Genomic DNA, 26,657 nt, shown 5'->3' with positions numbered 1-26,657 from the left:
GTGAGCGCCTGAACGATCTCAGCCCAGCGGCACGAGGAGGGCGACCGCCGTGACCGCGATGCCCTCGCCACGACCGGGGAATCCCAGTCGGTCGGTGGTGGTCGCCGAGACCGTGACCGCCGCACCACCCAGCGCCGCCGACAGCACCTCCTCAGCCTCGGCTCGGCGTGCGCTGAAACGCGGCCGGTTGCCCTGGAACTGCACGGACACGTTGCCGATCGCGAAGCCGGCCTCGGCGAGCATCGCCGCGGTGCGGGCGAGGAACACGTCGGCGTGCGCGCCGGTGTACTCCGGATGCGCGGTGCCGAAGTGCTGCCCGATGTCGCCGAGCCCCGCCGCACCCAGCAGGGCGTCGACGATAGCGTGCGCGACGGCGTCGCCGTCGGAATGCCCCGACAAGGGTCGCTCGCCCGGCCACTCGAGACCTGCCAGCCACAGGTTCCCCTCGCCGCCGAAGGCGTGCACGTCCGTGCCCACCCCGATGCGGGGCAGCACGGGCGGCGTCGGCACTCGCTCGCCCAGCAGCATCCGCGCCCGCTCGACGTCCGACGGCGTGGTGATCTTGAACGCGCGCTCGGATCCGTGGATCCGGCGCACGCTCCCCCCGGCTGCCGTGAACAGTGCGGCGTCGTCGGTGTGCTCGTCGCCGGTCTGCGACGCGCGGGAGTAGGCGGCCTCGAGCGCGCGGCGGGGAAAGCCCTGCGGTGTCTGCGCGGCCGCGAGCAGCGAGCGGTCGACGGAGCCGACCACCTCGTCGCCTGACACGTGCTTGAGAGTGTCGACGACGGGGAGCGCGGGGATGACGCCGGCCTCTGCGGTCACCGCCGCAGCGACCGCGTCGATCTGCGCGGCGGGTGTGAGGGCGCGGGCCGCGTCATGGACGAGCACGACCTCGATTCCTGGATGGAGCGCGGCGAGGCCCGCGGCCACGGACTGCTGTCGCGTCTCGCCGCCGACGACGACGGATGCCCGCCGCCCGCGACCGCCGTCGGCATCGATCAGCTCGTCCGCCACTTCCTGCTCGTGCCCGGCAGGGGCGACGACCACGATCTGCATAGCCCGTGCGGCGAAGACGCCGTTCAGCGCGTGACTCAGCGCGCTGCGCCCGTCCAGGTCCACGAGCGCCTTGGGCACGCCGGCGCCGAGACGTGTGCCGGAGCCGGCGGCGACGACGATGATCGCGGTGGTGGGGGCGGGGAGCGCAGTCACGCTCTCACGCTACCGCGGCGCTGTCGCGGCCCCGGGACGCGAAGAGGGCGGATGCCACAGCATCCGCCCTCTTCCTGCCTCCGGCTTTACGGAGGCGAGTTCTTCGCGCTCAGGACGCGAGCACCTCATCGAGCAGGGTGCCGGCCTTGTCCTCGTCGATCTTCTCGGCCAGAGCAAGCTCCGACACGAGGATCTGGCGAGCCTTGGCGAGCATGCGCTTCTCGCCCGCGGACAGTCCGCGATCCTGATCGCGGCGCCACAGGTCGCGCACGACCTCGCTCACCTTGATCACGTCGCCAGAGGCGAGCTTCTCCAGGTTCGCCTTGTAACGACGCGACCAGTTGGTGGGCTCCTCGGTGAACGGGGCGCGCAGCACCTCGAAGACGTTCTCGAGACCCTCCTTGCCGATCACGTCGCGCACGCCGACCAGGTCGACGTTCTCGGCGGGGACCTCGATGATGAGATCGCCCTGAGTGACGTTGAGCTTCAGGTACTTCTTGGTCTCCCCCTTGATCACGCGGTCCTTGACCTCGATGATCGTCGCGGCTCCGTGGTGCGGATAGACGACGGTTTCGCCAACCTCAAAAAGCATAAAAACGTGTCCTTTCGGCAATCACCAGGATACCACAGCCGTTATGCAGTAAGGTTCGCGCCGACCGACCAGAAGCGTCGTCCCGTCGCGGGGTGCCGACCCACTACACTGAACCAGGACACCCGTCGCACCCCAGGAGGATCCGTGAACTCGCGCTCTGCTGCGTCCCTCGCACCGCGTCTCGTCGCCACTGTCGCCCTGGGCGCGGCGCTCGCGCTCGGCACAACCGGCTGCACCTTCATCACGTACCAGGCGACGACCAATCCTTACTCCCCCTCCGACGGGGTGAGCATCGACTCCACCGGCGGCGAGGTCGTCGCCCGCAACGTCCTGGTGATCACCACCGACGACGGCGAGGTCGGCAACCTGATCGGCGCCTTCATCAACGAGGGCCAGAAGACCAGCACGGTCGACATCGACGTGTCCGGCTCGCAGCTGACGCTGCGCGTGCCGGGCGAAGAGCGCATCAGCCTGGGGGGCAACAAGATGCCGCTGCGCATCGAGAACCTCAACGCGCAGCCCGGTTCGACGATCGAGGTGCTCATCGTGTCGGGCGACGGCGTGGCGGAGCCGGCGCAGGTGCCCGTGCTCGACGGCACCCTCCCCCGGTACGCCGATCTCGTGCCCACCGCCGAGGACTCCGATCTGACCTCCTGAGCGTCGCTCGCGACAGCCGCAGCGAAGAGGCCGGACCATCAGGTCCGGCCTCTTCTGCATCCGGCCCCTCCGCCTTCGGCGCTTCGGCGCTCGCTCAGGGCTCGAAGCGGTAGCCGAGCCCGCGCACGGTGACGAGCATCACCGGAGCGCCCGGGTCGCGCTCGATGCGGGAGCGGATCCGCTTGACGTGCACATCGAGCGTCTTCGTGTCACCGAAGTAGTCGCTGCCCCACACCCGGTCGATCAGCTGGCCGCGTGTGAGCACGCGCCCAGCGTTGCGCATGAGGACCTCGAGCAGCTCGAACTCCTTCAGGGGCATGCTGATCTCGACGCCGTCCACCGCGACCGTGTGCCGGTCGATGTCGAGGGTCACCCGGCCCCCCTGCAGCACCCGCTCGTCGAGGTCGGCGTCCGCGGGTGTCACGCGGCGCAGCACCGCCCGCATGCGCGCGAGCAGCTCGCGGGACGAGTACGGCTTGGTGAGGTAGTCGTCCGCACCCAGCTCCAGGCCCACCACGATGTCGACCTCGGAGTCCTTGGCGGTGAGCATGATGATCGGCACCTGGGAGCTCTGGCGGATCCGGCGGCACACCTCGGTGCCGGCCATTCCGGGCAGCATGAGATCGAGCAGGATGACGTCGGCACCGCGTTCCCGGAACGCGGCGAGCGCGCCGGGACCGTCCTCGCAGATCTCGACCTCGTACCCCTCCCGGCGCAGCAGGTACGCCAGCGGGTCGGCCAGGTCGGGCTCATCCTCGACGAGCAGGATCCGGGTCATTCGCTCTCTCCGTTCCGGGCGCCGACGGCCTGTTCTACCGCGCGGGCGCGCTTCCTCTTCGGCTTCTTCCTGGTGCTGCCGCCCCCGGTGTCGGAGGCGTCGGCATGCGGCAGGCGGATGGTGAACGTCGAGCCGCGGCCCGGCCGCGACCACACCCGCACCTCGCCGCCGTGGCGCTGCACGGCGTGCTTCACGATCGACAGGCCCAGGCCCGTCCCCCCGGTGCGGCGCGAGCGCGCGTCGTCGGCGCGGTAGAACCGCTCGAAGATGCGCTCGCGATCGGCATCCGAGATCCCGATGCCCTGATCGGTGACGGCGACCTCGACCACGTCGCCGTCGACCTTCACCCCCACTCCCACGTGCGAGCCGCGCGGGGAGTAGACGATCGCGTTGGCGATGAGGTTGCCGACGGCCTCGATCAGCACCTGCGCGTCGCCGCGCACGCGCACCCCGCGCTGTCCGCCCCGGGTGAGCTGCACGCCCGCGGAATCGGCCTGCACGCCGTGCGCGTCGATGGATGCTGCGATCATCTCGTCGACGGAGACGAGCTCGACCCGCGCGAGGCTCTCGGCCGCCTGAAGTCGCGACAGGCTGAGGATGCGGGAGGTGAGCTGGCCGAGCCGCCCCGCTTCCGCGGAGATCCGTGCGGCGAAGCGGCGCACCTGCTCGGGATCGTCGGCGGCGGAGTCGATCGCCTCGGCCAGCAGGCTCACCGAGGCGACCGGTGTCTTCAGCTCGTGACTGGTGTTGGAGACGAAGTCGGTGCGCATCTGCTCGAGCCGTTCCCGCTCGGTGATGTCGCGGATGATCAGCAGCGTGAGCTGCGGCCCCACCGCGCTGGCACGTGCGGAGACGAGCCGCGGGTCCAGCCCCGCGCCGGCGGCGAGGCGCAGCGTCTCCGTGGTGCTGGACGTGCCGGTGCTCGAAGTGCTGGCGCCGCCCGTGCCGGCTCGCACCCCGCGCACCAAGCGCCGCAGCTCGGCGTTCTCGAGCACGGAGCCCAGACGGATGCCGAAGCGCCCGGCGGCATTCGACGTCGCGACCACCAGGCCGGAGGCATCCATCACGCACGCGGCGTCGTCCATGCCGGCCAGCACATCGGCGAGGCTCTGCGGCACGGCCGTGGAGGTCTCCTGCAGCGCGATCGCGCGCAGCCGGTACGCCCAGACCACCAGCAGCACCGCGCCCGCGCCGATCACTGCCCCGATGGCGAGCGCGAACAGCGCGAGCGAGGCGGGATCCATGCCTCCAGCGTAGGGCTCGGCGCCGTGACATCCCGCCCCCTCCCGCCCTGTCGGACGGCTCGGCGACTAGTATTCACGTGCCGGGCACCGTCCGTTAACCTTCGCCGCCGATGATCGTTCCGACCGCGTCAGCGCGTGCCCGCCGGCATGCCGTGCCGGACCCCGACGAAAGGTTGCGCCGATATGCGTGAAGTGTTCCATCAGTCCCTCGAAGAGCTGCAGACGCGACTGGCTGAGATCGCCGACATGGTCACCACGGCGATCGACAAGGCGACCACCGCTTTCGCGGAGAGCGATGTCGCCCTCGCCGAGGAGGTCATCGCCGACGATGCGCGCATCGACGAGCTCGCCGTCGCCCTCGACGAGCAGGCCATCGAGATCCTCGCCCGGCAGCAGCCGGTCGCCCGGGACCTGCGCATCGTCATCACCGCGCTGCGGGTGAGCGCGTCGCTGGAGCGCATGGGCGACATGGCCGAGCACATCGCCCAGCTCGCCCGGTTGCGCTTCCCCGAGCGCGCGGTGCCGAAGGGCCTCAAGGGCACGTTCCGGCGCATGGGCGAGCTCGACGTCGAGATCTCCCGCACACTCGCCGAGCTGCTGCGCAGTCAGGATCTGCGGCTGGCCGACCGCATCCGCAACGCGGACGACGACGTGGACGAGCTGCACGCGAGCGTGTTCGAGAAGGTGCTCAGCGACAACTGGAAGGGCGAGGCGACCGCGACCGTCGACGCCACGCTCGCCAGCCGCTACCACGAGCGCTTCGCCGACCACGCGGTGGCGGTGGCGAAGAAGGTCGTCTACCTGGCGACCGGCGACTGGGCGGTCGGCGAGGAGGACATCGCCCTCGCCGCGTCGGCACAGGCCGTTCCCCCGCACGCGCCCGAGGACTGATCCGCGGCTCGTTCCGGCATCCGGGTCCGATCCGGTGAAACAAGAAGCGCGAGGGAAGGACGAGAACCGAAGTTCTCATCCTTCCCTCGCGCTTTCTCCTGCCCTGGCGCTGTGCGCCGGGGTTACTTCTTGCCCTGCGCGGCGACAGCGGCCGCGCCGGCGGCGGCCGCCTCGGGGTCGAGGTAGCGGCTGGCGCCGGTGGGCACGTTGTTCTCGTCGAGCTCGTAGACGAGCGGGATGCCCGTGGGGATGTTCAGGCCGGCGATGTCCTCGTCGCTGATGCCCTCGAGGTGCTTGACCAGACCGCGCAGCGAGTTGCCGTGCGCGGTGACCAGCACCGTCTTTCCGGCGGCGAGATCGGGCACGATCGCGTCGTTCCAGTACGGCAGCAGGCGGTCGATGACGAGCTTGAGCGACTCGGTGCGCGGCACCTCACCGTCGATGTCGGCGTAGCGCGGGTCGTCGACCTGGCTGAATTCGCTGTCGTCGTCGAGCGGGGGCGGCGGCACGTCGAACGAGCGGCGCCAGAGCTGGAACTGCTCGGGACCGAACTCCTCGAGGGTCTGCGCCTTATCCTTGCCCTGCAGTGCACCGTAGTGACGCTCGTTGAGGCGCCACGAGCGGGTGACCGGGATCCACAGGCGGTCCGCCGCATCGAGCGCGATGTTCGCGGTCTGGATCGCGCGGCTCAGCAGCGAGGTGTGCAGCACGTCCGGAAGCAGACCCGACTCGGCGAGCAGCTCGCCGCCGCGACGCGCCTCGGCCCTGCCCTGCTCCGTGAGGCGGACATCCACCCATCCGGTGAAGAGGTTGAGCTGGTTCCATTCGCTCTGGCCGTGACGCAGAAGAATCAGAGTGCGGGTCATGGCGTCCACTCTATCGATTTGGGGTGGTCGCGGCGGGCTGCGTGACCTTTCCTGTCGGGAATGAGCGACGTGGAAGAAGGGAGGAGAGGGGAGAATGAGGAGATGGGAACGTCACCGGTCGGGCAGCCGACGCGGGGCACGACGGGGACCAACCGGCTGCGCCGCAATGACAGGTGGATCGCAGCGTCGGACGCATTCCGGCGGGCCGCCGATCCCCTGGTCGTCGACCTCGGGTACGGGGCCAGCGGAGTCACCGCGTTCGAGTTGGCGACGCGGCTGCGGCGGGTGCGGGCGGATGCCGAAGTGCTGGGCCTCGAGCTCGATGCCGAGCGCGTGTCGACCGCACGCGGCCAGCTCGAGGAGGTGCGGGCGGGGCGGACGCCGTTCGCATCCGACCTGCCGGTTTCGTTCGCTCGCGGCGGGTTCGAGGTGCCGGTGGCCGGCGGCAGGCGACCGGCGGTCATCCGGGCGATGAACGTACTGCGCCAGTACGACGAGGCGGACGTCGCCGACGCCTGGCGGCAAGTGGCGTCCCGGCTCGCTCCGGGCGGGATGCTCTTCGAGGGCACCTGCGATGAGATCGGCCGCATCTCCAGCTGGGTCGACGTGGCATCCGACGCCACCCCTGTGGCGTTCACGATCTCCCTCCGCCTGGCCGAGCTCGAGCATCCGGGCGTCGTCGCCGAGCGCCTGCCCAAGGCGCTCATCCATCGCAACGTGCCGGGAGAGCGCATCCACGATCTGCTCACCGCGCTGGATCGGGAGTGGCACCGCGCTGCGCCGCTGTCGACCTTCGGCCCGGTGCAGCGCTGGCTCGCCGTCGTCACAGCGCTCAAAGCACAGGCCGTGGCCGTGCAGGGCACGAGGTCACGCTGGCGCCTCGGCGAACTCACGGTGCCCTGGCACACTGTCGCCCCGCGCCCCTGACCCGCGCGCTCTGTCCCCCTCATTCCCCCACCCCACCTCCCCGTCGGGGGGGCGGGGATCAGGACCAGCGCGAGCGCAACCACTCCAGGCCGGCGATCGCCTCGCGGTACTGGAACTCGCGCAGCGTGGGCATCCCTGCCGGTGCCGGCAGTTGTGCCTTGACCAGGAACCGGCCCGTCGCCGCAGCGAGCGCCGAATCGATGTCGGCATCGGGAACGCCCTCGAAGACCGGATGCTGCCGCAGCACCGCCTCGACGTCGATCTCCTCGCCGCGCAGCCGGACATCGAGGAGGTAGAACAGGCTGTCGAGCCACGCGGCGCCGACCCCGGCCCATGGCCAGTCGATGATCCACGCCCGACCGTCCGCATCCATCAGGACGTTGTCGGCACGGCCATCGAGGTGCTGCAGGTGCTCGCCCACGACGACCTCGAGCACGCGCTCGCCTGCCGCACGCAGCCGCGCGCGATTCAGCTCGGCCCATTCGGGCAACGGCGTACCGGCGGCTTCGAGCTCACGCCAGCTCGACTCCTCGTCGCGGAACTCGTCGACGGCGGTGGGCAGTTGTTCGAGTGCGGCCCCCGTGAGCCGTGGGAGCGTCGCGTACGCGTCGAGCACGGCCACGACGTCGGACCCGTCGCCCTCCGACCCCGGATGCCGGCCGGCGACGTCCTGCAGAATCAACACGGCCCAGTCGTCAGTGACGATGGAGCCGAGCAGGGCGGGAGCGCTCACCCCCTCCGGGATCAGGCGCATGACCTCGACTTCGCGGCGGTGCAGCTCGTGTGAGTCCTCGTTCTGCTCGCGGTGCACCGCCTTCACGAAAGCCCGATGCCCCTCGGCTGTGACGATTCGATCGGCGCTGCCCGGCGAGAACCCCTCCGCCTGGCTGGTCGCGTCGACGACTGCTCCCCCGAGCACGCGTTCGACCTCGGCCACGATCTCCTCAGGAAGGTCGCTCCACAGCATCCGGGATTTCACGCTCATCCGGCCACGTTACCGGCCCTCACACCGTCGACTGCACGTGTACTCGCCGAACGCACGGCCTCTTCACGCGAATGAGCGGTGCACTCGCCGAGGTCCCGTGCTCTCGACGGGTAGATGGGGGATGGGGGTCAGCGGGAGTGGCGGGGGTCCTCGCCGGCGGGACGACGCGACAGGCGGGTCAGGCGCGGCACCTCCGCCGTGGCGCCGGCATCCGCGGGCACGATCACCTGCTGCGCGGCGGCGATCATGGTCTCCCCCGCACGCACGGCCAGCTCGCCGACCGGCGCACGACGCGAGAGGATCGCCAGCGCGATCAGGCCGTCCTCGTGATGCATCCCGACCGAGGTGATGTGCCCGACCTCGGCGTCCCCCGCCAGCACCGCATCGCCGGGCGACGGCATCACCACGTCGCTGCCGTCGAGCAGCAGCGCAGCCAGCCGGCGCGGCGGATGCCCGAGGTTGTGCACCTTCGCCACCGTCTCCTGGCCGCGGTAGCAGCCCTTGCTCAGGTGCACCGCGCTGCGGATCCAGTCGGACTCGTGCGGGATGCTGCGGTCGTCGACCTCGTACGCCCAGCGCGGCCGCCATGCCGCGATGCGCAGCGCCTCGGCGGCGAGCGCACCCGCGAACGGACCGCGGAGCGAGCGCGCGTCGTCGACGACCGCGACGCTCCAGGCGTAGTCGGCGGCGGGATGATCGGCCGCGGCCGCGTACTGGTGCCCTCCCGGCTGCACGCGCGCCCACGGGTCGCGCCAGATCAGCGGCACCTGGTGCGGGGCGGATGCCGTGATGCGCGCTTCCGCGGCCCCGCCGGCGAAGAACCCGACCAGCACCGCCTCCGGTCGCAGCGCGACCGTGACGCGCGAGCGGAAGACCATGCGCTGCAGCCAGGCGGTCAGCTTCTCGGCATCCCCCTCATCGGCGATCAGCCAGACCGACTCGCCGTCCTCGAGCACCCCCGCGGCATGCTCCACCCGGCCCTGCGGATCGAGCACCAGCAGCTCGGTCGAATCGCCGGCGCGCAGCTGCGAGACCGCCTGAGAGGTGATCGAGTCGAGCCAGCTCAGCCGGTCGTTGCCCGCGACCTCGATGAGCACGCGATCGGTGAGCGGCACGAGCGCCTCGCCGGATGCCAGCCGGCGCTGCTCGACGAGCGGGTTGCCGAAGTGCGCGATCAGCTCGCCTTCGCGCACCGCGCCGGCGATGCCGTCGAACGTCGCCACGTCAGACCTTCGCCAGCCGAGCCGACGCGTGCGACTTCAGCTTCTCGCCGAGGGCGGTGATGTCCCACGCCCAGAGCAGGTGAGCGTCGACCAGCCCGTACATGCGGGTGGCCGCAGTGTACTCCTTCGCGCCGGCGGCGCGGATGACGGCGTCGGTGGCCAGGTCGATACGCGGACCGGCGATGCGGCCCAGGTACAGCTCGAGCGTGCCGTCGGAGTGCGCGACCGACACCTGGATCGGGAAGCCGTCGTCGGAGCGCAGCTCTTCGACATCGTCGACCGTGCGCGCCGTGGCGGGCTCGGACGGCGGCAGCAGGGCCGGGCCGGGGTCAGCGGCGGTACGCGGTCGGGCCAGCTGCCAGAAGCCCGTCTCGGCGAGAAGCGCGACCGGCTCGGCGTCGCCCTCGAGCCCGAGGAAGGATGCCGTCGCCGAGTAGTTCAGATGCGGCCCGCCGTCATGGCTGAAGCTCACGCGGTGCGAGAACTCGCCCTGGAAACGCCGCTCTCCCGCGGTGTACTCGATGACGCCGGTGCCCTCCCACACCCCGATCAGCCACGACAGCGGAGCGAGATCGGCCGGGAGGTCGGTGGGCAGATCGATCACGACGGCGTCGGATCAGCGCTGACCGCGGAACAGGTTGACGAGCACGACGCCGGAGACGAAGGCGATCGCGAGGCTCGCAAGGCCCAGCAGGCCGAGGTAGAAGAATTCGAGCGCGACGAGGTCCATGTCCCCACTCTACCCGCTGCCGCCGGAGGCGGACCGCTCAGAGGCCGGTGGCGAGGGCGGCGAGTCCGAAGCCCGCCGAGACGAGCCCCATCACCGCGAGGGCGCCGAGCACGCTGCCCGCGACGCGCACGATGAACCCCTGGGCGTGGCCGTAGGCGAGCTGCACGGCGAAGGACACCAGAACCATGGCACCGAATGCGATGAGCAGCCAGCCGATCCGCAGGTCCTCGGGCAGCACGATGCCGAGGGTCACGGCGATCACCAGCGCGGCGACCCAGACCGCGGCGACGCCGTAGAAGGCGTTGCGCGGAGCGATGACCGGTTCAGACATGGTGCCATCGTAATGGCCGCGTCCCTGCGCTCACCTGGGAAGAGCATGGCCGGCGGCGGGGGCGCCAGTAGCATGGTCGCGTGGTCCTCGTGCTGGCACTCACCTCGGCTCCCGAAGCGGACCCGGCACTGCCCGCGCTCGAGCTGCTGCCGCACAGCATCCGCACTCACCCGCTCGATGCCGGCCACCTGCTCGAGCTGCCCGAGTGCGACGCGATCGTGATCGACGCGCGCACGGACCTCGTGGCCGCACGCACCGCCTGCCGGCTGCTGCGCACCACGGGCACGGACGCCGGCATGCTGGTCGTGGTCGGCGAGGGCGGCTTCAGCGCGATCTCGGCGGACTGGGCGTTCGATCAGGTGCTGCTGAGCACGGCGGGGCCGGCGGAGATCGAGGCGAGACTGCGGCTCGCGCTCGCCCGCCCGGATGCCGATGCCCCGACGCACGTGCAGGCGTCCGGCATCACCATCGACGAGCAGTCCTACTCGGCGCGGCTGCACGGGCGCCCGCTGGATCTGACCTACAAGGAGTTCCAGCTGCTGCACTTCCTCGCCACACATCCTTCACGGGTGTTCACGCGCGAGCAGCTGCTCAGCGACGTGTGGGGATACGACTACTTCGGCGGCACGCGCACCGTGGACGTGCACGTGCGCCGATTGCGGGCGAAGCTCGGCGACGCCGAGCAGATCATCGGCACGGTCCGCAACGTCGGCTACCGCTTCAACCTGCACGATGAGGCATCCCGCTCCGGCGAGGTCTGAGGGGCGCATCCGTCGTCTTCGGATGCAAGGATGTACCCCATGATGGAACCCGCGCTTGTCGACGCCGGCCTCGGGGACGCCGAGGACGACGACTTCGATGCCCATGAGGCGCCGGACTCGGAGCTTCCCGACCACCGCTATCACGACCGCGAGCTGAGCTGGCTCGCCTTCAACCAGCGCGTCCTCGAGCTCGCCGAGGATCCCGCGCTGCCCGAACTCGAGCGGGCGAACTTCCTCGCGATCTTCGCCAGCAACCTCGACGAGTTCTTCATGGTGCGCGTGGCCGGTCTCAAGCGCCGCATCCTCACCGGTCTCGCCGTGCCGACCAACGTCGGACGCGCCCCGAGCGATGTGCTCGCCGACATCTCCCGCGACGCGCATGCGCTGCAGCTGCGTCACGCCGCGGCGTGGACCGACCTGGTGCGGCCCGCGCTGGCGGACGCGGGCATCGAGATCACCGAGTGGGACGAGCTCACCGACAGCGAGCGCGACGCCCTCGGCGAGTACTTCCAGGCGCAGGTGTTCCCCGTGCTCATGCCGCTGGCCGTGGACCCCGCCCACCCGTTCCCGTACATCTCGGGGCTCTCTCTGAACCTCGCGATCCGCATCCGCAATGCGCGGACCGGCCGCCAGGATTTCGCGCGACTCAAGGTGCCGACGATGCTGCCGCGCTTCGTCGAGGTGCCGGGCGCCAGTGCGATCACGCGCTTCATCCGCCTCGAGGAGCTCATCGCCAATCATCTCGACGACCTCTTCCCCGGCATGGAGGTGCTCGATCACCATGCGTTCCGCCTCACCCGCAACGAGGATGTGGAGATCGAAGAGGACGAGAGCGAGAATCTCATCCAGGCCCTGGAGGCCGAGCTGCTGCGGCGCCGGTTCGGTCCGCCGATCCGCCTCGAGATCACCGACGACATGGACGACGTCACCCTCGAGCTGCTCATCAAGGAGCTCGACATCACCGATCAGGAGGTCTATCGCCTGCCCGGGCCGCTGGATCTGCGCGGACTGTTCGATCTGGGGCGGCTGAATCGACCGGACCTGCGCTACCCGCCGCATCTGCCCACCACCGCGGTCGCCTTCCAGCCCGGCGACAGCAACGAGCGTGCCGACATCTTCCAGGCCATCCGCAAGGCGGATGTGCTCGTGCATCATCCCTACGAGTCGTTCGCCACGAGTGTGCAGGCCTTCCTCGAGCAGGCCGCGCGCGACCCGCATGTGCTCGCCATCAAGCAGACCCTCTACCGCACCTCCGGCGACAGCCCCATCGTGCAGTCGCTGATCGACGCAGCCGAATCCGGCAAGCAGGTGCTCGCCCTCGTGGAGGTGAAGGCGCGCTTCGACGAGGCCAACAACATCGTCTGGGCGCGCAAGCTCGAGAAGGCCGGTGTGCACGTGGTCTACGGCCTGGTCGGGCTCAAGACGCACTGCAAGCTCGCCCTCGTCATCCGCGAGGAGGAGGGCGTGCTGCGGCACTACTCGCACATCGGCACGGGCAACTACAACCCGAAGACCAGCCGCATCTACGAGGACTTCGGTCTGTTCACCGCCGATCCCCAAGTCGGCAAGGACCTCACCCGACTGTTCAACGAGCTGTCCGGCTACGCCATCGAGAAGAAGTTCAAGCATCTGCTCGTCGCGCCCCGGCACCTGCGCAAGGGTCTGCTGCGCCACATCGACAACGAGCGCCGCAACGCCCAGGCCGGCCTGCCCGCGCGCATCCGCATCAAGGTGAACTCGATGGTCGACGAGCAGATCATCGACGCGCTGTACCGCGCGAGCATGGCGGGCGTGAAGGTCGACGTGTGGGTGCGCGGCATCTGCAGCCTCCGGGTGGACCTGCCCGGGGTCAGCGACAACATCACCGTGCGCAGCATCCTCGGCCGATACCTCGAGCACTCGCGGCTGTTCATGTTCGAGAACGGCGGCGACCCGATCGTGTACATCGGCAGCGCCGACATGATGCACCGCAATCTGGATCGACGCGTCGAGGCGCTGGTGCGCCTGACGGATCCGGCGCACCTGCAGGAGCTGCACGCGCTGTTCGATCTCGCCATGGACCCGCACACCAACTCGTGGCATCTCGGCGCGGGCGGCGAGTGGACTCGTGTCACCCCCGCCGACGATTCGCCGCTGGTGGATCTGCAGGACATCACGATGGCGAGCGTGCAGCGCCGTCGGCGGCGCAAGCGATCGGTCCGATGACCGATACGGCGGTGTACGCGGCCGGAGCCGTGGTGTGGCGGCTCGTCGACGACAAGCTGCGCGTCCTGCTCATCCACCGGACGAAGTACCGCGATGTGACGCTGCCGAAGGGCAAGGTCGACCCCGGCGAGATGCTCGCCGAGACGGCTGTGCGCGAGGTGCATGAGGAGACCGGCATCCGAGTCGCGCTGGGAGTGCCGGTGGGCGTCAGCAAGTACTGGATGCGCCCCAAACGGCAGAAGGTGGTGCACTACTGGGCGGCACACGCGTCGGATGATGCGATCCGGGCATCGTCGTTCGTGCCGAACGGCGAGATCTCCGGGGTCGAGTGGGTCAGCCCGAAGAAGGCGCGCAAGCACCTGAGCTATCCGGTGGACGTGGAGATCCTCGACAACTTCATCCGACTCGTCGACGACGGGGTGCTGCACACCTTCCCGGTCATCGCGCTGCGCCACGCCAAGACCGTCGCCCGCTCGGACTGGGCGGAGGCGGATGCCGCCCGCCCGCTGACCGACCGCGGACTGCGTCAGGCCAAGGCCATCGTGGGCCCGCTGCGCGCCTTCGGCGTACGCCGGATCGTCTCCAGCGACGCGGTGCGCTGTCTGCAGACCGTCGCACCGCTCGAACGCAAGCTCGGCCGGACCGCGCGGGTCACGCCGAAGCTCAGCCAGGATGCCTGGGAGGCCGGCGCCGCCGACGTGCGCGCGGTGGTCGGCCGACGCGTGCGCGCACGCAAGCCGGCGGTGCTGTGCAGCCACGGGCCGGTGCTGCCGGAGATCCTGGCCGAGCTGGCGCTCGCCACCGGCACTGTGCAGGGCTCGTACGTCGACAGTGCGAGTGCGCTGAACGTCGCGGCGTTCAGCGTCGTGCATCTCTCAGCCACGAATCCGGGCTCGGGGATCATCTCGATCGAGACGCACGAGCCGAAGCTCTGATCGCGCGCAGTCACTGTCCGCATCGCGTTCACCTGCCGTTCACCTCGCGGGGAGAGTCTCGTTAACCGGCGCTCGTACGGTCACGATGTGCCCCGCACCGGGCCGTACACATTCCCCGATCGAACGGATCCACAGTGAAGATCACCCGCATCGCTCGTATCAGCGCCGTCGGCGCTGTCGCCGCCCTCGCACTCGCCGGCTGCGCCGCGAACGAGGCCGCCGCCGAGAACCCGGGCGCCTCCGCCGCATCGGGCCTGGAAGGTACGTTGAAGGCCACCGGCGCCTCCTCGCAGGGCGCCGCACAGCAGGCCTGGGTGGCGGCGTTCCAGACCGCCAACACCGGCGTGACGATCAACTACGAGCCCACCGGTTCCGGAGCCGGCCGCGAGAACTTCATCGCGGGCGCCAGCGACTTCATCGGATCGGACCGCGCGTTCAAGCTCGACGAGTTCGCCGACGGCTTCCAGACCTGTTCCTCCGACGGGATCGTGGAGGTGCCGCTGTACATCTCCCCCGTCGCCGTCGCGTTCAACCTCGAGGGCGTCGACGAGCTGAACCTCGACGCGAAGACGATCGCGGGCATCTTTGCCGGCACCATCTCGAACTGGAACGACGAGGCCATCGCCGGGCAGAACGAGGGCGTCGAGCTGCCCGACCTCGCGATCTCGCCCGTGCACCGCTCCGACGACTCGGGAACCACCGAGACGTTCACCGCCTACCTGGGCGCGACCGCTCCCGACGTGTGGAAGCACGAGGCCGACGGGGTCTGGCCGATCCAGGGCGGCGAGGCCGCTCAGGGCACCTCGGGTGTCGTGCAGGCGATCAAGGCGGGCAACGGTGCGATCGGCTACGCCGACGCCTCGCAGACCAGCGGACTCGGCCAGGTCAAGGTCGGCGTGGACGGCGAGTACGTCGCCTACTCCGCTGAGGCGGCCGCCGCGCTCGTGGAGAGCTCGCCCCTGCAGGACGGTCGCGGCGACGGTGACCTCGTCTTCGAGGTCGACCCGGCCGCCGCGCCGGCCGGGTCGTACCCCATCGCACTGGTCAGCTACCTCATCGCGTGCGAGGAGTACGAGAATGCCGACACGGCCGCACTCGTGAAGGCGTACTTCGAGTACGTCGCCAGCGAAGAAGGACAGCAGGCCGCGGCCGACAACGCCGGCAGCGCCCCCATCTCGGACGGGCTGCGCGAGAAGGTTCGCACCGCGATCGACATGATCAAGGTCGGCTGACCCGCATCCGCCATGCCCCCGCGCCCGATCCGGCGCGGGGGCATCACGGGGCACACGCCCCGCCCTTCGACCCGAACGGAGAGCATGAGCACGACGATGAGGCAGGCGCCACCTGCCGCGACCAGGGCCAGACAGCGTCCGGGCGATCGCATCTTCTCGGGGACGGCGCTGGGTGCCGGCGTCATCATCCTCGTCGTGCTCGCCGCGGTGGCCGCCTTCCTCATCATCCAGAGCCTGCCCGCGTTCGCGCCCGACACCAGCGGCAATCACATCCTCGAGGGCCGCTCCTTCTGGGAGTACGTCGGGCCGCTCGCCTTCGGCACGGTCTGGGCGTCGTTCCTCGCCCTGCTGATGGCGACGCCCGTCTCGATCGGGATCGCGCTGTTCATCTCGCACTACGCCCCCCGGCGACTCGCCGGCGTGCTCGGCTACGTCATCGACCTGCTCGCCGCGGTGCCCTCGGTGGTCTTCGGGCTGTGGGGCGGTCTGGTGCTCGCTCCCCTGCTGCAGCCGGTGTACGCGTGGTTGAACGCCTACGCCAGCTGGGTGCCGATCTTCGGCGGCCAGGTGTCGTCGACCGGAAAGACCATCATGACCGCAGCCATCGTGCTCGCGGTGATGGTCACGCCGATCATGACCGCCATCTGTCGGGAGGTCTTCCTGCAGACGCCGAAGCTGCACGAAGAGGCCGCCCTCGCGCTCGGGGCAACGCGCTGGGAGATGGTGCGCATGGCCGTGCTGCCGTTCGCGCGCGGCGGCATGGTCTCGGCGATCATGCTCGCCCTCGGCCGCGCGCTGGGCGAGACGATGGCGGTGACCATGGTGCTCTCCCCCGCCGCCGTGTACAGCTTCCTCGTGCTCACAGCCACCAACCCCACCCCGATCCCGGCGAACATCGCCCTCGCCTTCCCCGAGGCGCACGACACGGGCGTGAACACCCTGATCGCCACAGGCCTGATCCTGTTCATCGTCACCTTCGCCGTCAACGCGTTCGCCCGCTGGATCGTGGCCCGCCGCGCCGAGTTCTCTGGAGCGAACTGACATGACCGTGCTGCGCACGTCGCCCCGCAACGCCCCCGCCTCCTCCTCGGCGTCGGCCCCGCTCACGGCGGGACGCCTGGCGAAGTGGGCGCCCTGGGCACTGCTCGCGGCATCCCTCGCCACCTCCGCCATCGTCTTCGCATTGGGCACGCTCGGCGGCGACCTCGCCGACTTCAACATCGCCGGCGCAGTGTTCGTCGGGGTGCTGCTGTACATGCTGCTGATCACCGTCGTCTCGTCGATCGCCGAGAGCCGGCGCAAGGCGATCGACCGGCTGATGACCGCCCTGGTCAGCGCGGCGTTCACCGTCGCGCTGCTGCCGCTCATCTCACTGCTGTGGACCGTCGTCGCCAACGGGGTGGCCCGCTTCGACGCGGAGTTCTTCAGCTACTCCATGCGCAACGTCGTCGGCGACGGCGGCGGCATCGTGCACGCCATCTGGGGCACGGTGCTCGTGACCCTCATGGCCACCGTCATCGCGGTCCCCGTGGGCCTGATGACCTCGATCTACCTCGTCGAGTATGGCCGCGGCCGTCTCGCCGCCGGCATCACCTTCTTCGTCGACGTGATGACCGGCATCCCCTCGATCGTGGCGGGTCTGTTCATCTACTCGGTGTTCGCGCTGCTCGTGCGACCGGGCATCTCGATGGGCTTCATGGGCGCGCTGGCGCTGGCGGTGCTCATGGTGCCGGTCGTGGTGCGCGGCAGCGAGGAGCTGCTGCGGATCGTGCCCAACGAGCTGCGCGAGGCGGCGTACGCGCTCGGCGTGCCGAAATGGCTGACGGTCCTCAAGGTGGTGCTGCCCACCTCCATCGCGGGCATCACGACATCGGTGATGCTGGCCATCGCGCGCGTGATCGGCGAGACGGCCCCTCTGCTGCTCACCGCGGGCTTCACCGCGAGCCTGAACACGAACCTGTTCAGCGGGCAGATGATGACCCTCCCGGTGTTCGCCTACAACTCCTACATGAATCAGGGCACCGCAGCGGACGCATCAGTCGCCCGCGCATGGGCGGCCGCGCTCACCCTGATCCTCATCGTCATGCTGCTGAACCTGTTCGCCCGCCTCATCGCGAGATGGTTCGCCCCGAAGACCGCCGGTCGCTGACCCGCACTCCCGAAGGAATCCCGATATGTCCAAGAGCATCGAAGTCAACGACCTGCACGTCTACTACGGTGATTTCCTCGCCGTGGAGGGCGTCTCGCTGGAGATCCAGCCGCGCAGCGTCACCGCTTTCATCGGCCCGTCGGGCTGCGGCAAGTCCACCTTCCTGCGCACGCTGAATCGCATGCACGAGGTGATCCCGGGCGCCCGCGTGGCCGGCGAGGTGCTGCTCGACGGGCGCGATCTGTACGGCGCCGACGTCGACCCGGTGCTGGTGCGTCGCCAGGTGGGCATGGTCTTCCAGCGCCCCAACCCGTTCCCGACCATGTCGATCCGCGAGAACGTGCTCGCCGGGGTGCGGCTGAACAACACCAAGATGTCCCGCAACGACCAGGAAGCGCTGGCCGAGCGCTCGCTGCGCGGCGCGAACCTCTGGAACGAGGTCAAGGACCGTCTCGACAAGCCCGGCTCCGGATTGTCGGGTGGTCAGCAGCAGCGGCTGTGCATCGCTCGCGCGATCGCGGTCTCGCCGGAGGTGCTGCTGATGGATGAGCCGTGCTCCGCGCTCGACCCGATCTCCACCTTCGCGATCGAGGAGCTCATCCAGGAGCTGAAGGACGAGTACACGATCGTCATCGTCACGCACAACATGCAGCAGGCTTCGCGGGTGTCCGATAAGACGGCGTTCTTCAACATCGCCGGCACCGGGAAGCCGGGCCGGCTCATCGAATTCGATGACACGGCGACCATCTTCACCACCCCCTCGGTCCAGGCGACGGAGGACTACGTCTCGGGCCGGTTCGGCTGACCCGAGCCCGTCCGCCCGGATGCGCGTCGGCGTCTTCCGAGAACCCGTTGGCTCGACACTTGACAGCTCTTCAGATCTTCGGCGCACGCTGGGCGCTGCTCATCGCGCGTACGCGCTGACCGCCCGCGGTCAGCAGCTGCGCCAGGCGATCGTCGCCCTCAGCCGCTGGGCCGAAGAGGCGTCATCGTCCCCGCCGTCACCGCGGTGAGAGCAGGAACTCGTTCAGCTCGGCGGTGAGCGCACGATCGGATGCCAGCGGCGCGCCGTCCACGGCGGTGATCGCCACGGCGAGCCGGATGCTGGAGACCAGCCACGCCGCATCGGCGGTCGCGAGGTCGGTGGCCGACAGGGTCGCGTAGCGCGTGGCGTGTCCGCCGGATTCGAGATGCTCGAAGACGCTCAGCTGGGTGGTGCCGTGCAGGATGCCGCCGGAGGGCGCCGGGGTGAGGAACTCCTCCCCCCGGCGGATGATGAGCGACGCCGTCGGCGCCTCGAGGACGTACCCGTCGCGGGTGACGAAGATCGCATCCTCAGCGCCACGCCGGCGCGCCTCGCGCAGCGCCGCCATGTTCACGGCGTAGGACAGCGTCTTCGCGCCGAGCAGCAGCCAGGGCGCCCGCTCGCCCGCGCCGAGATCGTACCCGCGGTCGAGCGTCACCACCCGCACCCCCTGCTCGCGTACTGCGCGGAAGTCGGGAGCGGCGGCGACCGTGGCCCACGCCGTCGGCGCGGGGCCGTGCTCGACGCCGCGGCTGAGGATCAGCTTGATCACCGCCTCCCCCGCCGGGGCGTGCGCGGACACGGCATCCACCGCCAGTCGCCACTGCGTGAGGTTCGGCGCGGGCAGATCGCACAGGCGGGCGGAGTGCGCAAGGCGCTGCACGTGCGCTTCGACCTCGTTCGCGTGGCCGTCGACGACTCCGATCGACTCGAAGACACCGTCGCCGCGCTGCGTGCTCAGCTCGCCGACGCTGAGCGCGGGGGCCGCGACGTCCATCGGGGTGAGGGTGTGGGCGAAGTCGTCGCGGCTGTCGTCTGCGGCGACCGGGTCGATCCTGAGGGCGAAGCGCTGAGCCATGTGCACATGATAGGGCGCGGGGAATACCCTGCCGCGGGACGCGTTACACTTGATCGGCCGGGCCGCATAACCCCGGGCTCCAATATTCGCCGCTGCGAGCGGCCTTCCGCCGAGAGGCGTTCTTGCGGTCCGGCCTTTTCTCTGCCCTCGTGCGGCTTCCGAGGCCTGTCAGACGAGGGTTCCGCGCCGCCACGCCCCGGCCGCGGCGGCCAGGTCGTCGGCGTACGTCGCCAGCCGCAGCGCCCGGCGGGTGAGTTCACTCGCCCGGCGGGGCTCGGTTCGCTCGTAGTCGTCGGCGGTGTGCGTTGCGCCGGATGCCTGCACGCGGCAGTATGCGGCGGCCCGCTCCAGGGCGACCGAGAAGTCGCCGCGGAACACACCGCGCAGGATCGTGTCGACGAGCGCGACGAGCTCCTCCGGGTCGGCCGGTGCCGGCGCGCCCGCGATCGCGGCGTCGGCTGTGGGCAGCTCGACGCGACCGCGCTCGTACAGCAGCGCAGTCAAACCGGCATCCGTCCGGATCGCCACCTGCAGCAGGTAGAGCCGCCACAGGGCCCCCGGCAGGGAGCGCGCCGGCGCGTGCGCCCACAGCTCCGCGATCTCGTCGATTCCGTGTTGCGAGGCGAAGGCGAGGAGTCGCTCTGCGACCGCCCCGGACTCGTCGCTGCGCGCGCGCTCGAGCAGCGCGGAGGCGGTCGCGTGCGCGACCCGGGACTGCTCAGCCGGATCGGACGGCGCGACGATGTTGTCGAAGGCGCTCGTCGGACGGCGGACAGGGCGGTGGAACTGCTCGGGCATCCGTCCAGGGTACGCCGATTCGACCTTTCCGGGTCAGGCGGTGGGAATGACGATGACCGGATCGCTGGTGGGCTTGCCCGACGGCGAGCCACCGGCCTGCTCGATCGTGACCGCGATGACGTCCCCGGCGTGCATCGGCTCGTCCAGCAGCGCCGTGGCGCTGCCGTCGTCGGTGTCGAAGACGCCGGCGGCGATCGGTTCGTCGCCGCGCACGAACCACAGCTCGTACGACTTCTGGGGCCCGAGCTCCTCAAGGCCGGAGGTCACGAGGACGGCCTTGCCGAGCTGGCCCGACCAGTGCGCCGTCGCTGTGACGCCCGAGTCCAGACGCACCTGCGCCTGCCCGGCATCCGGCGCGGAGCGGATCTCGTCCAGCGCGACGACCGACGCGGGGCGCTGCAGCTGTGTCACGATCGCCGTGGTGGCGATGCCGCCGCCGACGAGCAGCGCAAGCCCGGCGGCGAGCGCGAACAGCAGGCGCGGCCAGCGTCGGCGGGGGGACTGCTCGTCACCGCCGCCGCGCGGAGACGGCTCCTCGGACTCACCCGAGGGCGCCTGCTCCTCTGCGTCCACGGGTGCCGGTGCGGCCGCTTCCGGGCGGGTCTGCGCGATCCGCGCGAGCAGGTCCGCCCGCAGCGCGGGCGGCGGGTCGACCGGCATCAGCGCCGCGCCCAGCGCCGCCGCGACGTCGAGATCGTCGTCGGCGATCGCACGCCATTCCGGGTGAGCGGCCAGCGCGTCGACGAAGCGGCGCTCATCGGCATCCGACAGCGCGCCGAGGGCGTGACCGGCAGACAGCTCTGCGAATTCCCGCTCGTTCATGCCAACACCCCCATCTCTCCACGCAACCGCGTCAGTCCGTCTCGCATTCTCGTCTTTATGGTTCCCAGCGGCGCGCCGGTCAGTGCGGCGATCTCGCTCTGGCTGTACCCGCCGTAGTACGCGAGGATCAGCGCCTCCTGCTGAGCCTCGGGCAGCGTCGCGAGTGCTGCGACCACTCGCTCGCCCTCCAGCCTGGCTTCCACCGTCTCCTGCACCACGTCCCGTTCACCGCCGAGGTCTCGCACACCGACGCGCATGTCCCGATCGGTGCTGGACTGGGACGACCGGACCCGGTCGACAGCACGCCGGTGGGCGATGGTGAGGACCCAGGATCGTCCCTGACCTCTGTTCGGAGCGAAGCGCGCCGCGGATTGCCAGATCTCGAGGAAGACCTCCTGCAGCACCTCCTCACTCTGCGAGCGGTTCACGAGCACCTTCAGAATGAGCGCGAACACGCGCGCCGAGAGCATGTCGTACAGCTCCGCGAAGGCGCGTTCGTCGCCGTCGGCGATGCGGAGGAGAAGCTCGGCCGCAGTGTCCTTCGCCGAACCGTCCTCGGGCACTTCCACGCCGTCGATGACCATCACCATCAGCATGCCGCATCCGGCGCGGAACATCGTCGTGCCACTCTGATGCGGCCGCGAGAAGACGCGCTTCGCGGACGAATCCGAAAAATTTTCGGTCGATGTCCGATCCGATCGGGGAGGGGTTCCGAACAGCTTTCAACGCCGCGGGAAGTCCGCGGCTCGGAACCCCGGAGGTTGAAATGCTCAGCACCAAGAAGAAGATCAGCGCCGCTCTCTCGCTCGGCTTCGCCAGCGTCCTCGTCCTCGCGGGATGCTCCGCGGGTGGCGACTCCGCCATGGAGTCCTCGGAGCCGAAGGCGCCGGAGACCACGGAGAGCTCTGCGGCGCCCGAGACGATGGACCCGGCGGCGAACCTCGTCGGTCCCGGCTGCCAGGCGTATGCCGAGCAGGTGCCGGACGGCGCCGGATCGGTCGAGGGCATGGCGATGGACCCCGTCGCGACGGCCGCATCGAACAACCCCCTGCTGACCACCCTGACCGCAGCGGTGAGCGGGCAGCTGAACCCGGACGTCAACCTGGTCGACACGCTCAACGGCGACGAGTTCACCGTCTTCGCCCCCGTCGACGACGCCTTCGCGAAGATCGACCCCGCCACCATCGAGTCGCTGAAGACCGACTCCGACACGCTGACCTCGATCCTCACGTACCACGTGGTGCCCGGCCAGATCGCCCCGGCCGACATCGCCGGCATGCACAAGACCGTGCAGGGCGCCGAGCTCGAGGTCACCGGATCCGGTGACGACTGGATGGTCAACGACGCCAACGTCATCTGCGGTGGCGTGCAGACCGCCAACGCGACGGTCTACCTCATCGACTCCGTGCTGATGCCCCCGGCTCAGTGATCGGAGCCCCCGCCGGTCCCGGAGGCAGCGTCCGCGACCGGCGGTGACCCCGGTGCGCGATGGGGATCCGCGCACCGGACGGAAGCGCTCGTCGACATCGTCGGCGGGCGCTTCCGTGCGCTCGGCGACGGTGTCGGAGGCGCACAGTAGGGTCACGGCGAGGAGAAGAGGAGGGGACGTGGCGCCACCACAGGATGTGCCCCCGGGGAATTCCGACATCCCGACCCACCGGTTAAAAGCCGGTTGCTCTGCCTCTGAGCTACGGGGGCGGATGCCGGCGGAGAAGCGCTGCGGCACCTGCCAGAAGTCTAAACCACTGACTGATTTCAATAGGAAGGCCGCCCGCGCCGACGGCCTGGCGCACCGAGGCGGTGCAGAGCTCTGCTCGCGCTGACGACGGCGGCCTGAGAACGGGCACCGTGTGGGAGGATGCCAGAGCCGTACCGCGCGACGCCGCATCCACCTCGGAGGAATGATGACGACTCTCGACGACGCCCTCTCCCGCATCGATGAGTGGAAGGTCGAGAACGCCGCGACTGCCGTGGTGGCCGCCGACGGCGGCATTCTCGCCTCGCACGGCGACCTCGAGCAGCCGTACCGACTCGCGTCGGTGACCAAGCCGCTGACCGCGTACGCGACGCTGGTCGCTGTCGAAGAGGGCGTGTTCGATCTGGACAGCCCCGCCGGCCCCGAAGGATCGACGGTGCGTCACCTCCTCGCGCACGCCTCAGGGCTCGACTTCTCGGAGGATCGCGTTCGGGCGGCGCCGGGAGCACGACGGATCTACTCGAACCGCGGGTTCGACGTGCTCGCCGATGCGCTCAGCCTGCACGCGGGAATTCCCTTCGACGTGTACCTGGATGAGGCGGTGTTCACCCCGCTGGGGATGACGGCGTCGCGGCTGGACGGCTCGGCCGGGGCGGGTGCGATCTCCAGCGCGGCGGACCTCGCGCGCTTCGCCGCCGAGCTGCAGAACCCGACGCTGATCGCCCAGCAGACACTCGACGAGGCGACCCGGGTGACGTTCCCCGGTCTTGACGGCGTGCTGCCCGGCTTCGGCGCTCAGCGTCCGAACGACTGGGGTCTGGGCTTCGAGCTGCGCGACGGCAAGAGCCCGCACTGGACCGGCTCGCGCAACTCACCGGACACGTTCGGGCACTTCGGGCAGAGCGGCACGTTCCTGTGGATCGACCCGCGAGCAGGCGCCGGTTGCGTGCTCGTCACCGATCGCGACTTCGGACCGTGGGCGGCCCAGGCATGGCCGTCGTTCTCCGACGGGGTGCTGGAGGCGCTCGGACGCTGACGGCTGCACTCGTGTGTGTGCGGCCGGGAGCGCGCCGCTGCTGCGCCTCAGCGGGGTACGTCCAGCACCCGCCGCTCCCCCGTGCGCGCGGCGGTGATCGCACCCGCGGAAGCCGCGGCCAACTCCGCGTCGAGCTGCTCCAGTGCGGCATCCGGCACCCACAGACTGAAGACGGCCCGCGCATCGTAGCGGGTCTCATCGAGCACAGCCCGGTGCGCCTCCACCCACACGCGCAGCAGATTGTCGAAGCGCCCCGCTTCGGCATGCGGCACGCTCACCAGCGCCTTTACGAGCGGGGTCCGGTCCACCAGCCGCGCACGATCGAGCGCCTCGGAGGTCGCCGACGAATACGCGCGGATCAGACCGCCCGCGCCCAGCTTGACGCCGCCGAAGTAGCGGGTGACCACCGCCACCACGTCGGTGAGCCCCCGGCGGCGCAGCACCTCGAGCATGGGAGCACCGGCGGTTCCGGAGGGTTCGCCGTCGTCGGAGGAGCGGGCGCGCTCGGCATGCAGGCCGGTCACCTGCGCGGTGCAGTTGTGCCGCGCGTCCCAATAGCGTCTGCGCGCCGCCGCTATGACCTCGTCGGGGTCGCCGGGTGACGAGACCGGGACGACCTGGGCGATGAAGCGCGACTTGCGGATCACCAGCTCGTGCACCACCGGCGCGGCGATGGTCGCGGGCAGCGGCGCGGACGACTCGGACATGCTCCCAGGCTAGGGCCGCGACTATCACTCGCACCCCGGCACCGCCAGCCCCTCCCGCGAGCGGTCTGCCGAGCGCAGGCTGTGCGGATCCCCCTTCATCGACGGAAAGGACACATCGTGACGAGCATCTCCGATTCGAAGGTCGCATTCCTCGCGACCAACGGCTACGAGGACAGCGAGCTGACCAGCCCCTGGCAGGCGGTCACCGACGCCGGCGCGACGGCCAGCATGGTGTCGCCGGAATCGGGCGAGATCACCGGCAAGAACGGCCACGCGCAGAAGGTCGACCTCGCCGTGTCCTCCGCGTCGGCCGACGATTTCGACGCCCTCGTGCTCCCCGGCGGCGTGGTGAACTCGGATCATCTGCGCATGGACCAGGACTCCATCGCGTTCGCCCGCGGCTTCTTCGAGCAGCACAAGCCGGTCGGCGTGATCTGCCACGGTGCCTGGATCCTCATCGAAGCGGGCGTCGTGGACGGGCGCACCATGACGAGCTACCCCAGCCTGACCACCGACCTGCGCAATGCCGGCGCGGAGTGGGTCGACAAGGAAGTCGTGGTCGACTCGGGTCTGGTCTCGAGCCGCACCCCCGACGACCTGCCGGCGTTCTGCGCGAAGGTCGTCGAGGAGATCGGCGAGGGCCGGCACCGCCAGCAGCACGCCTGACCCCCGCACAACCCTGAGACGGGCCCGGCCACCGGTCGGGCCCGTCTCACGCGGCCGGCGACGCGGTCAGCTCCACCAGCCGCCGGAGCGTGTTCAGATTGCGTGCGGTGCCGGGCACGCCCAGGGCACGATCCAGTGCCGCTCCGGTGAGTCTCGTGCCCGCGACGCCACCGGCGCCGTAATCGATCCACAGCTCGGGCGCCACGAGCCGGATGCGCTCCCCCGGCCGCAGCCGGGCGGTCAGCCGCTCGACGCCATCCGGCGCCGGCTCATCGGCGAGGAACATGGCGTGCACCATCTTCTCGAGCGGTGCATCGGGGAACGGGTCGGCCCGCTCGGCTACCGCCAAGGCTGCGTGGGTGCGGGCGATGACCGCTGCGTCGACGCCGAAGCTCTCGGCGATCAGCCGACGCACCACGGCACAGGCCGCATCGAGGTCGTCCGGCGCGTCGCAGAGGATGTTGCCGCTGGCGATGTATGTGGAAACCCCGGTCAGCGTGGTCCGCTCGGCGAGCAGGGCACGCAGCTGCGCCATCGGCACGCGGCCCGTGCCCGAGACGTTCACGGCCCGCAGCAGCAGCGCGCACCGATCGGTCACCGTGCAGCGCCGTCCCCGGGAACGAGCTCCGCTCCCGCGTGCGCCAGCTCCGCCAGGGCGCTCTCGCTGGAGGCCGCACCGACACCGGCGACGAGACCGGTGAGGATGCGCACGCGCAGCCCGTGCGCGATGGCATCCGAGGCCGATGCCCGCACGCAGTGATCGGTGGCGATGCCGACGACATCCACCTCCGTCACGCCGTGCGCGGCGAGGATCGCGGCGGTCGTCTCACCGCTCTCGGTGACGCCCTCGAACATCGAGTACGCCGGCACGCCCTGGCCCTTGCGCACGTGATGCGTGATCGTTCCGGTGTCGAAAAGCGGGTCGTACTCGGCCCCGGCCGTACCCGCGACGCAGTGCGCAGGCCAGGTGTCGACGTAGTCGGGCGCGGCGGAGATGTGCCCGCCGTTGTCGCTGTCGGGATCGTGCCAGTCCCGCGACGCGATGATCACCGGATATCCCTCGGCGTGCGCGGCGAGCAGGGAGGAGATCCCGGATGCCACCGCATCGCCACCGGCGACGGCGAGCGCGCCGCCCTCGGTGAAGTCGTTCTGCACGTCGACGATGAGAAGTGCCCTGGTCATGCATAGAGACTACGCCGCGCATTTGACATGCGACCGGCAGTTGTTACGTTGAGAGAGCGAGCCGGACCTGCTCGCCGCTGCCGCCGCTCGCAAGCGCATGCCCGCAGGAGGGCCCGAAATCCTCCCGCAGGCGCGCCACGACACCCGCCCGG

Annotated in this window: 29 protein-coding genes and 1 tRNA gene; 13 read left to right on the top strand and 17 right to left on the bottom strand. The window is 70.2% G+C overall.

Annotated elements, in window-relative coordinates; genetic code table 11:
• Positions 1-18 precede the first annotated feature (18 nt).
• The gene (gene ispD / locus WFG93_RS11550; RefSeq protein WP_336646484.1) at positions 19-1,209 is read right to left on the bottom strand and encodes a 2-C-methyl-D-erythritol 4-phosphate cytidylyltransferase; all 1,191 of its coding nucleotides are present in this window, start codon (positions 1,207-1,209) and stop codon (positions 19-21) included.
• A gap of 109 nt (positions 1,210-1,318) precedes the next feature.
• Positions 1,319-1,801, bottom strand: coding sequence for a CarD family transcriptional regulator (locus WFG93_RS11545; protein WP_336646483.1), 483 nt, complete (start codon positions 1,799-1,801; stop codon positions 1,319-1,321).
• A gap of 144 nt (positions 1,802-1,945) precedes the next feature.
• On the opposite strand from WFG93_RS11545, the gene WFG93_RS11540 reads away from it, so the two are divergent.
• Entirely contained in the window at positions 1,946-2,458 is a 513-nt protein-coding gene (locus tag WFG93_RS11540; protein WP_336646482.1) for a DNA modification methylase, read from the top strand.
• 94 nt (positions 2,459-2,552) lie between these two features.
• Here WFG93_RS11540 and WFG93_RS11535 read toward each other — a convergent pair whose 3' ends face one another.
• Positions 2,553-3,236 carry a response regulator transcription factor gene (locus tag WFG93_RS11535; RefSeq protein WP_336646481.1) on the bottom strand — a complete coding sequence of 228 codons (684 nt, stop codon included), beginning with the start codon at positions 3,234-3,236 and terminating at the stop codon, positions 2,553-2,555.
• Positions 3,233-4,480, bottom strand: a complete 1,248-nt coding sequence (locus WFG93_RS11530; protein WP_336646480.1) for a sensor histidine kinase — start codon at positions 4,478-4,480, stop codon at positions 3,233-3,235. Before WFG93_RS11530 ends, WFG93_RS11535 begins: the two co-directional genes overlap by 4 nt.
• 183 nt (positions 4,481-4,663) lie before the next feature.
• Here WFG93_RS11530 and phoU point away from each other — a divergent pair, with 183 nt between their 5' ends.
• Positions 4,664-5,371: a phosphate signaling complex protein PhoU gene (gene phoU, locus WFG93_RS11525; protein ID WP_336646479.1), complete on the top strand. Its 708-nt coding sequence runs from the start codon at positions 4,664-4,666 to the stop codon at positions 5,369-5,371.
• A 122-nt stretch (positions 5,372-5,493) separates the two neighbouring features.
• Here the strand turns inward: phoU and WFG93_RS11520 are convergent, their stop codons facing one another.
• Positions 5,494-6,237, bottom strand: a complete 744-nt coding sequence (locus tag WFG93_RS11520) for a phosphoglyceromutase (RefSeq protein WP_336646478.1) — start codon at positions 6,235-6,237, stop codon at positions 5,494-5,496.
• 102 nt (positions 6,238-6,339) lie between these two features.
• Here WFG93_RS11520 and WFG93_RS11515 point away from each other — a divergent pair, with 102 nt between their 5' ends.
• The gene (locus tag WFG93_RS11515; protein WP_336646477.1) at positions 6,340-7,164 is read left to right on the top strand and encodes a class I SAM-dependent methyltransferase; all 825 of its coding nucleotides are present in this window, start codon (positions 6,340-6,342) and stop codon (positions 7,162-7,164) included.
• A 58-nt stretch (positions 7,165-7,222) separates the two neighbouring features.
• Here WFG93_RS11515 and WFG93_RS11510 read toward each other — a convergent pair whose 3' ends face one another.
• The 4 genes from WFG93_RS11510 to WFG93_RS11495 form a co-directional block, all read right to left on the bottom strand.
• On the bottom strand, positions 7,223-8,149 hold the full coding sequence (locus WFG93_RS11510) for a hypothetical protein (RefSeq protein WP_336646476.1): 927 nt from the start codon (positions 8,147-8,149) through the stop codon (positions 7,223-7,225).
• A gap of 128 nt (positions 8,150-8,277) precedes the next feature.
• Positions 8,278-9,372: a CAF17-like 4Fe-4S cluster assembly/insertion protein YgfZ gene (gene ygfZ / locus WFG93_RS11505; protein ID WP_336646475.1), complete on the bottom strand. Its 1,095-nt coding sequence runs from the start codon at positions 9,370-9,372 to the stop codon at positions 8,278-8,280.
• 1 nt (position 9,373) lies between these two features.
• Positions 9,374-9,976: an FABP family protein gene (locus WFG93_RS11500; protein WP_336646474.1), complete on the bottom strand. Its 603-nt coding sequence runs from the start codon at positions 9,974-9,976 to the stop codon at positions 9,374-9,376.
• 163 nt (positions 9,977-10,139) lie between these two features.
• A complete protein-coding gene (locus tag WFG93_RS11495) occupies positions 10,140-10,433 on the bottom strand; it encodes a hypothetical protein (protein WP_336646473.1) in 294 nt (97 codons plus the stop codon).
• 80 nt (positions 10,434-10,513) lie between these two features.
• On the opposite strand from WFG93_RS11495, the gene WFG93_RS11490 reads away from it, so the two are divergent.
• The 7 genes from WFG93_RS11490 (at position 10,514) to pstB (ending at position 18,520) form a co-directional block, all read left to right on the top strand.
• The gene (locus WFG93_RS11490) at positions 10,514-11,194 is read left to right on the top strand and encodes a winged helix-turn-helix transcriptional regulator (protein WP_336646472.1); all 681 of its coding nucleotides are present in this window, start codon (positions 10,514-10,516) and stop codon (positions 11,192-11,194) included.
• A gap of 39 nt (positions 11,195-11,233) precedes the next feature.
• Positions 11,234-13,399, top strand: coding sequence for an RNA degradosome polyphosphate kinase (locus tag WFG93_RS11485; RefSeq protein ID WP_336646471.1), 2,166 nt, complete (start codon positions 11,234-11,236; stop codon positions 13,397-13,399).
• The gene (locus WFG93_RS11480; RefSeq protein ID WP_336646470.1) at positions 13,396-14,334 is read left to right on the top strand and encodes an NUDIX hydrolase; all 939 of its coding nucleotides are present in this window, start codon (positions 13,396-13,398) and stop codon (positions 14,332-14,334) included. Before WFG93_RS11485 ends, WFG93_RS11480 begins: the two co-directional genes overlap by 4 nt.
• 134 nt (positions 14,335-14,468) lie before the next feature.
• A complete protein-coding gene (gene pstS, locus WFG93_RS11475) occupies positions 14,469-15,566 on the top strand; it encodes a phosphate ABC transporter substrate-binding protein PstS (protein WP_336646469.1) in 1,098 nt (365 codons plus the stop codon).
• An 84-nt stretch (positions 15,567-15,650) separates the two neighbouring features.
• On the top strand, positions 15,651-16,607 hold the full coding sequence (gene pstC / locus WFG93_RS11470; RefSeq protein ID WP_336646468.1) for a phosphate ABC transporter permease subunit PstC: 957 nt from the start codon (positions 15,651-15,653) through the stop codon (positions 16,605-16,607).
• A 1-nt stretch (position 16,608) separates the two neighbouring features.
• Entirely contained in the window at positions 16,609-17,715 is a 1,107-nt protein-coding gene (pstA, locus tag WFG93_RS11465; protein WP_336646467.1) for a phosphate ABC transporter permease PstA, read from the top strand.
• 25 nt (positions 17,716-17,740) lie between these two features.
• Positions 17,741-18,520 carry a phosphate ABC transporter ATP-binding protein PstB gene (pstB, locus tag WFG93_RS11460; protein ID WP_336646466.1) on the top strand — a complete coding sequence of 260 codons (780 nt, stop codon included), beginning with the start codon at positions 17,741-17,743 and terminating at the stop codon, positions 18,518-18,520.
• 196 nt (positions 18,521-18,716) lie between these two features.
• On the opposite strand, the gene WFG93_RS11455 is transcribed toward pstB, so the two are convergent.
• The 4 genes from WFG93_RS11455 to sigK form a co-directional block, all read right to left on the bottom strand.
• A complete protein-coding gene (locus tag WFG93_RS11455; RefSeq protein ID WP_336646465.1) occupies positions 18,717-19,598 on the bottom strand; it encodes an aminodeoxychorismate lyase in 882 nt (293 codons plus the stop codon).
• Between the two features lie 168 nt (positions 19,599-19,766).
• Positions 19,767-20,396, bottom strand: a complete 630-nt coding sequence (locus WFG93_RS11450; RefSeq protein WP_336646464.1) for a DNA-directed RNA polymerase subunit beta — start codon at positions 20,394-20,396, stop codon at positions 19,767-19,769.
• A 33-nt stretch (positions 20,397-20,429) separates the two neighbouring features.
• A complete protein-coding gene (locus WFG93_RS11445; protein WP_336646463.1) occupies positions 20,430-21,218 on the bottom strand; it encodes an anti-sigma factor in 789 nt (262 codons plus the stop codon).
• Positions 21,215-21,814 carry an ECF RNA polymerase sigma factor SigK gene (gene sigK, locus WFG93_RS11440; RefSeq protein ID WP_336646530.1) on the bottom strand — a complete coding sequence of 200 codons (600 nt, stop codon included), beginning with the start codon at positions 21,812-21,814 and terminating at the stop codon, positions 21,215-21,217. The genes WFG93_RS11445 and sigK overlap by 4 nt, the downstream gene beginning before the upstream one ends.
• A gap of 170 nt (positions 21,815-21,984) precedes the next feature.
• Between sigK and WFG93_RS11435 the strand changes: the two genes are divergently transcribed.
• Positions 21,985-22,647 carry a fasciclin domain-containing protein gene (locus WFG93_RS11435; RefSeq protein ID WP_336646462.1) on the top strand — a complete coding sequence of 221 codons (663 nt, stop codon included), beginning with the start codon at positions 21,985-21,987 and terminating at the stop codon, positions 22,645-22,647.
• Between the two features lie 197 nt (positions 22,648-22,844).
• Here WFG93_RS11435 and WFG93_RS11430 read toward each other — a convergent pair.
• Positions 22,845-22,916 (bottom strand) — tRNA-Lys (locus WFG93_RS11430).
• A gap of 206 nt (positions 22,917-23,122) precedes the next feature.
• Between WFG93_RS11430 and WFG93_RS11425 the strand changes: the two genes are divergently transcribed.
• A complete protein-coding gene (locus WFG93_RS11425) occupies positions 23,123-23,950 on the top strand; it encodes a serine hydrolase domain-containing protein (RefSeq protein WP_336646461.1) in 828 nt (275 codons plus the stop codon).
• Positions 23,951-23,997: 47 nt separating this feature from the next.
• Here WFG93_RS11425 and WFG93_RS11420 read toward each other — a convergent pair whose 3' ends face one another.
• Complete coding sequence (locus WFG93_RS11420; protein ID WP_336646460.1) at positions 23,998-24,657, bottom strand: IMPACT family protein; 660 nt, start codon at positions 24,655-24,657, stop codon at positions 23,998-24,000.
• Between the two features lie 117 nt (positions 24,658-24,774).
• Between WFG93_RS11420 and WFG93_RS11415 the strand changes: the two genes are divergently transcribed.
• A complete protein-coding gene (locus tag WFG93_RS11415) occupies positions 24,775-25,323 on the top strand; it encodes a type 1 glutamine amidotransferase domain-containing protein (RefSeq protein ID WP_336646459.1) in 549 nt (182 codons plus the stop codon).
• Positions 25,324-25,369: 46 nt separating this feature from the next.
• On the opposite strand, the gene WFG93_RS11410 is transcribed toward WFG93_RS11415, so the two are convergent.
• Positions 25,370-25,921: a DUF1697 domain-containing protein gene (locus WFG93_RS11410; protein WP_336646458.1), complete on the bottom strand. Its 552-nt coding sequence runs from the start codon at positions 25,919-25,921 to the stop codon at positions 25,370-25,372.
• Entirely contained in the window at positions 25,918-26,505 is a 588-nt protein-coding gene (locus WFG93_RS11405) for an isochorismatase family protein (protein WP_336646457.1), read from the bottom strand. Before WFG93_RS11405 ends, WFG93_RS11410 begins: the two co-directional genes overlap by 4 nt.
• Positions 26,506-26,657 lie beyond the last annotated feature (152 nt).

Source organism: Microbacterium sp. USHLN186 (assembly GCF_037145155.1).
Lineage (GTDB): Bacteria > Actinomycetota > Actinomycetes > Actinomycetales > Microbacteriaceae > Microbacterium.
This window is presented reverse-complemented; position numbering and strand designations above follow the sequence as displayed.

Bases quoted from the DNA above. Each gene is read 5' to 3' on its own strand.
- WFG93_RS11495 (WP_336646473.1), bottom strand. From the start codon at position 10,433: ATGTCTGAACCGGTCATCGCTCCGCGCAACGCCTTCTACGGCGTCGCC.
- WFG93_RS11535 (WP_336646481.1), bottom strand. From the start codon at position 3,236: ATGACCCGGATCCTGCTCGTCGAGGATGAGCCCGACCTGGCCGACCCG.
- WFG93_RS11520 (WP_336646478.1), bottom strand. From the start codon at position 6,237: ATGACCCGCACTCTGATTCTTCTGCGTCACGGCCAGAGCGAATGGAAC.
- WFG93_RS11455 (WP_336646465.1), bottom strand. From the start codon at position 19,598: ATGGCTCAGCGCTTCGCCCTCAGGATCGACCCGGTCGCCGCAGACGAC.
- phoU (WP_336646479.1), top strand. From the start codon at position 4,664: ATGCGTGAAGTGTTCCATCAGTCCCTCGAAGAGCTGCAGACGCGACTG.
- WFG93_RS11420 (WP_336646460.1), bottom strand. From the start codon at position 24,657: ATGTCCGAGTCGTCCGCGCCGCTGCCCGCGACCATCGCCGCGCCGGTG.
- sigK (WP_336646530.1), bottom strand. From the start codon at position 21,814: ATGCTGATGGTGATGGTCATCGACGGCGTGGAAGTGCCCGAGGACGGT.
- WFG93_RS11425 (WP_336646461.1), top strand. From the start codon at position 23,123: ATGACGACTCTCGACGACGCCCTCTCCCGCATCGATGAGTGGAAGGTC.
- WFG93_RS11405 (WP_336646457.1), bottom strand. From the start codon at position 26,505: ATGACCAGGGCACTTCTCATCGTCGACGTGCAGAACGACTTCACCGAG.
- WFG93_RS11435 (WP_336646462.1), top strand. From the start codon at position 21,985: ATGCTCAGCACCAAGAAGAAGATCAGCGCCGCTCTCTCGCTCGGCTTC.
- pstB (WP_336646466.1), top strand. From the start codon at position 17,741: ATGTCCAAGAGCATCGAAGTCAACGACCTGCACGTCTACTACGGTGAT.
- WFG93_RS11445 (WP_336646463.1), bottom strand. From the start codon at position 21,218: ATGAACGAGCGGGAATTCGCAGAGCTGTCTGCCGGTCACGCCCTCGGC.
- pstC (WP_336646468.1), top strand. From the start codon at position 15,651: ATGAGCACGACGATGAGGCAGGCGCCACCTGCCGCGACCAGGGCCAGA.
- WFG93_RS11515 (WP_336646477.1), top strand. From the start codon at position 6,340: ATGGGAACGTCACCGGTCGGGCAGCCGACGCGGGGCACGACGGGGACC.
- WFG93_RS11480 (WP_336646470.1), top strand. From the start codon at position 13,396: ATGACCGATACGGCGGTGTACGCGGCCGGAGCCGTGGTGTGGCGGCTC.
- WFG93_RS11510 (WP_336646476.1), bottom strand. From the start codon at position 8,149: ATGAGCGTGAAATCCCGGATGCTGTGGAGCGACCTTCCTGAGGAGATC.
- WFG93_RS11545 (WP_336646483.1), bottom strand. From the start codon at position 1,801: ATGCTTTTTGAGGTTGGCGAAACCGTCGTCTATCCGCACCACGGAGCC.
- WFG93_RS11485 (WP_336646471.1), top strand. From the start codon at position 11,234: ATGATGGAACCCGCGCTTGTCGACGCCGGCCTCGGGGACGCCGAGGAC.
- WFG93_RS11530 (WP_336646480.1), bottom strand. From the start codon at position 4,480: ATGGATCCCGCCTCGCTCGCGCTGTTCGCGCTCGCCATCGGGGCAGTG.
- pstA (WP_336646467.1), top strand. From the start codon at position 16,609: ATGACCGTGCTGCGCACGTCGCCCCGCAACGCCCCCGCCTCCTCCTCG.
- WFG93_RS11450 (WP_336646464.1), bottom strand. From the start codon at position 20,396: ATGCCCGAGCAGTTCCACCGCCCTGTCCGCCGTCCGACGAGCGCCTTC.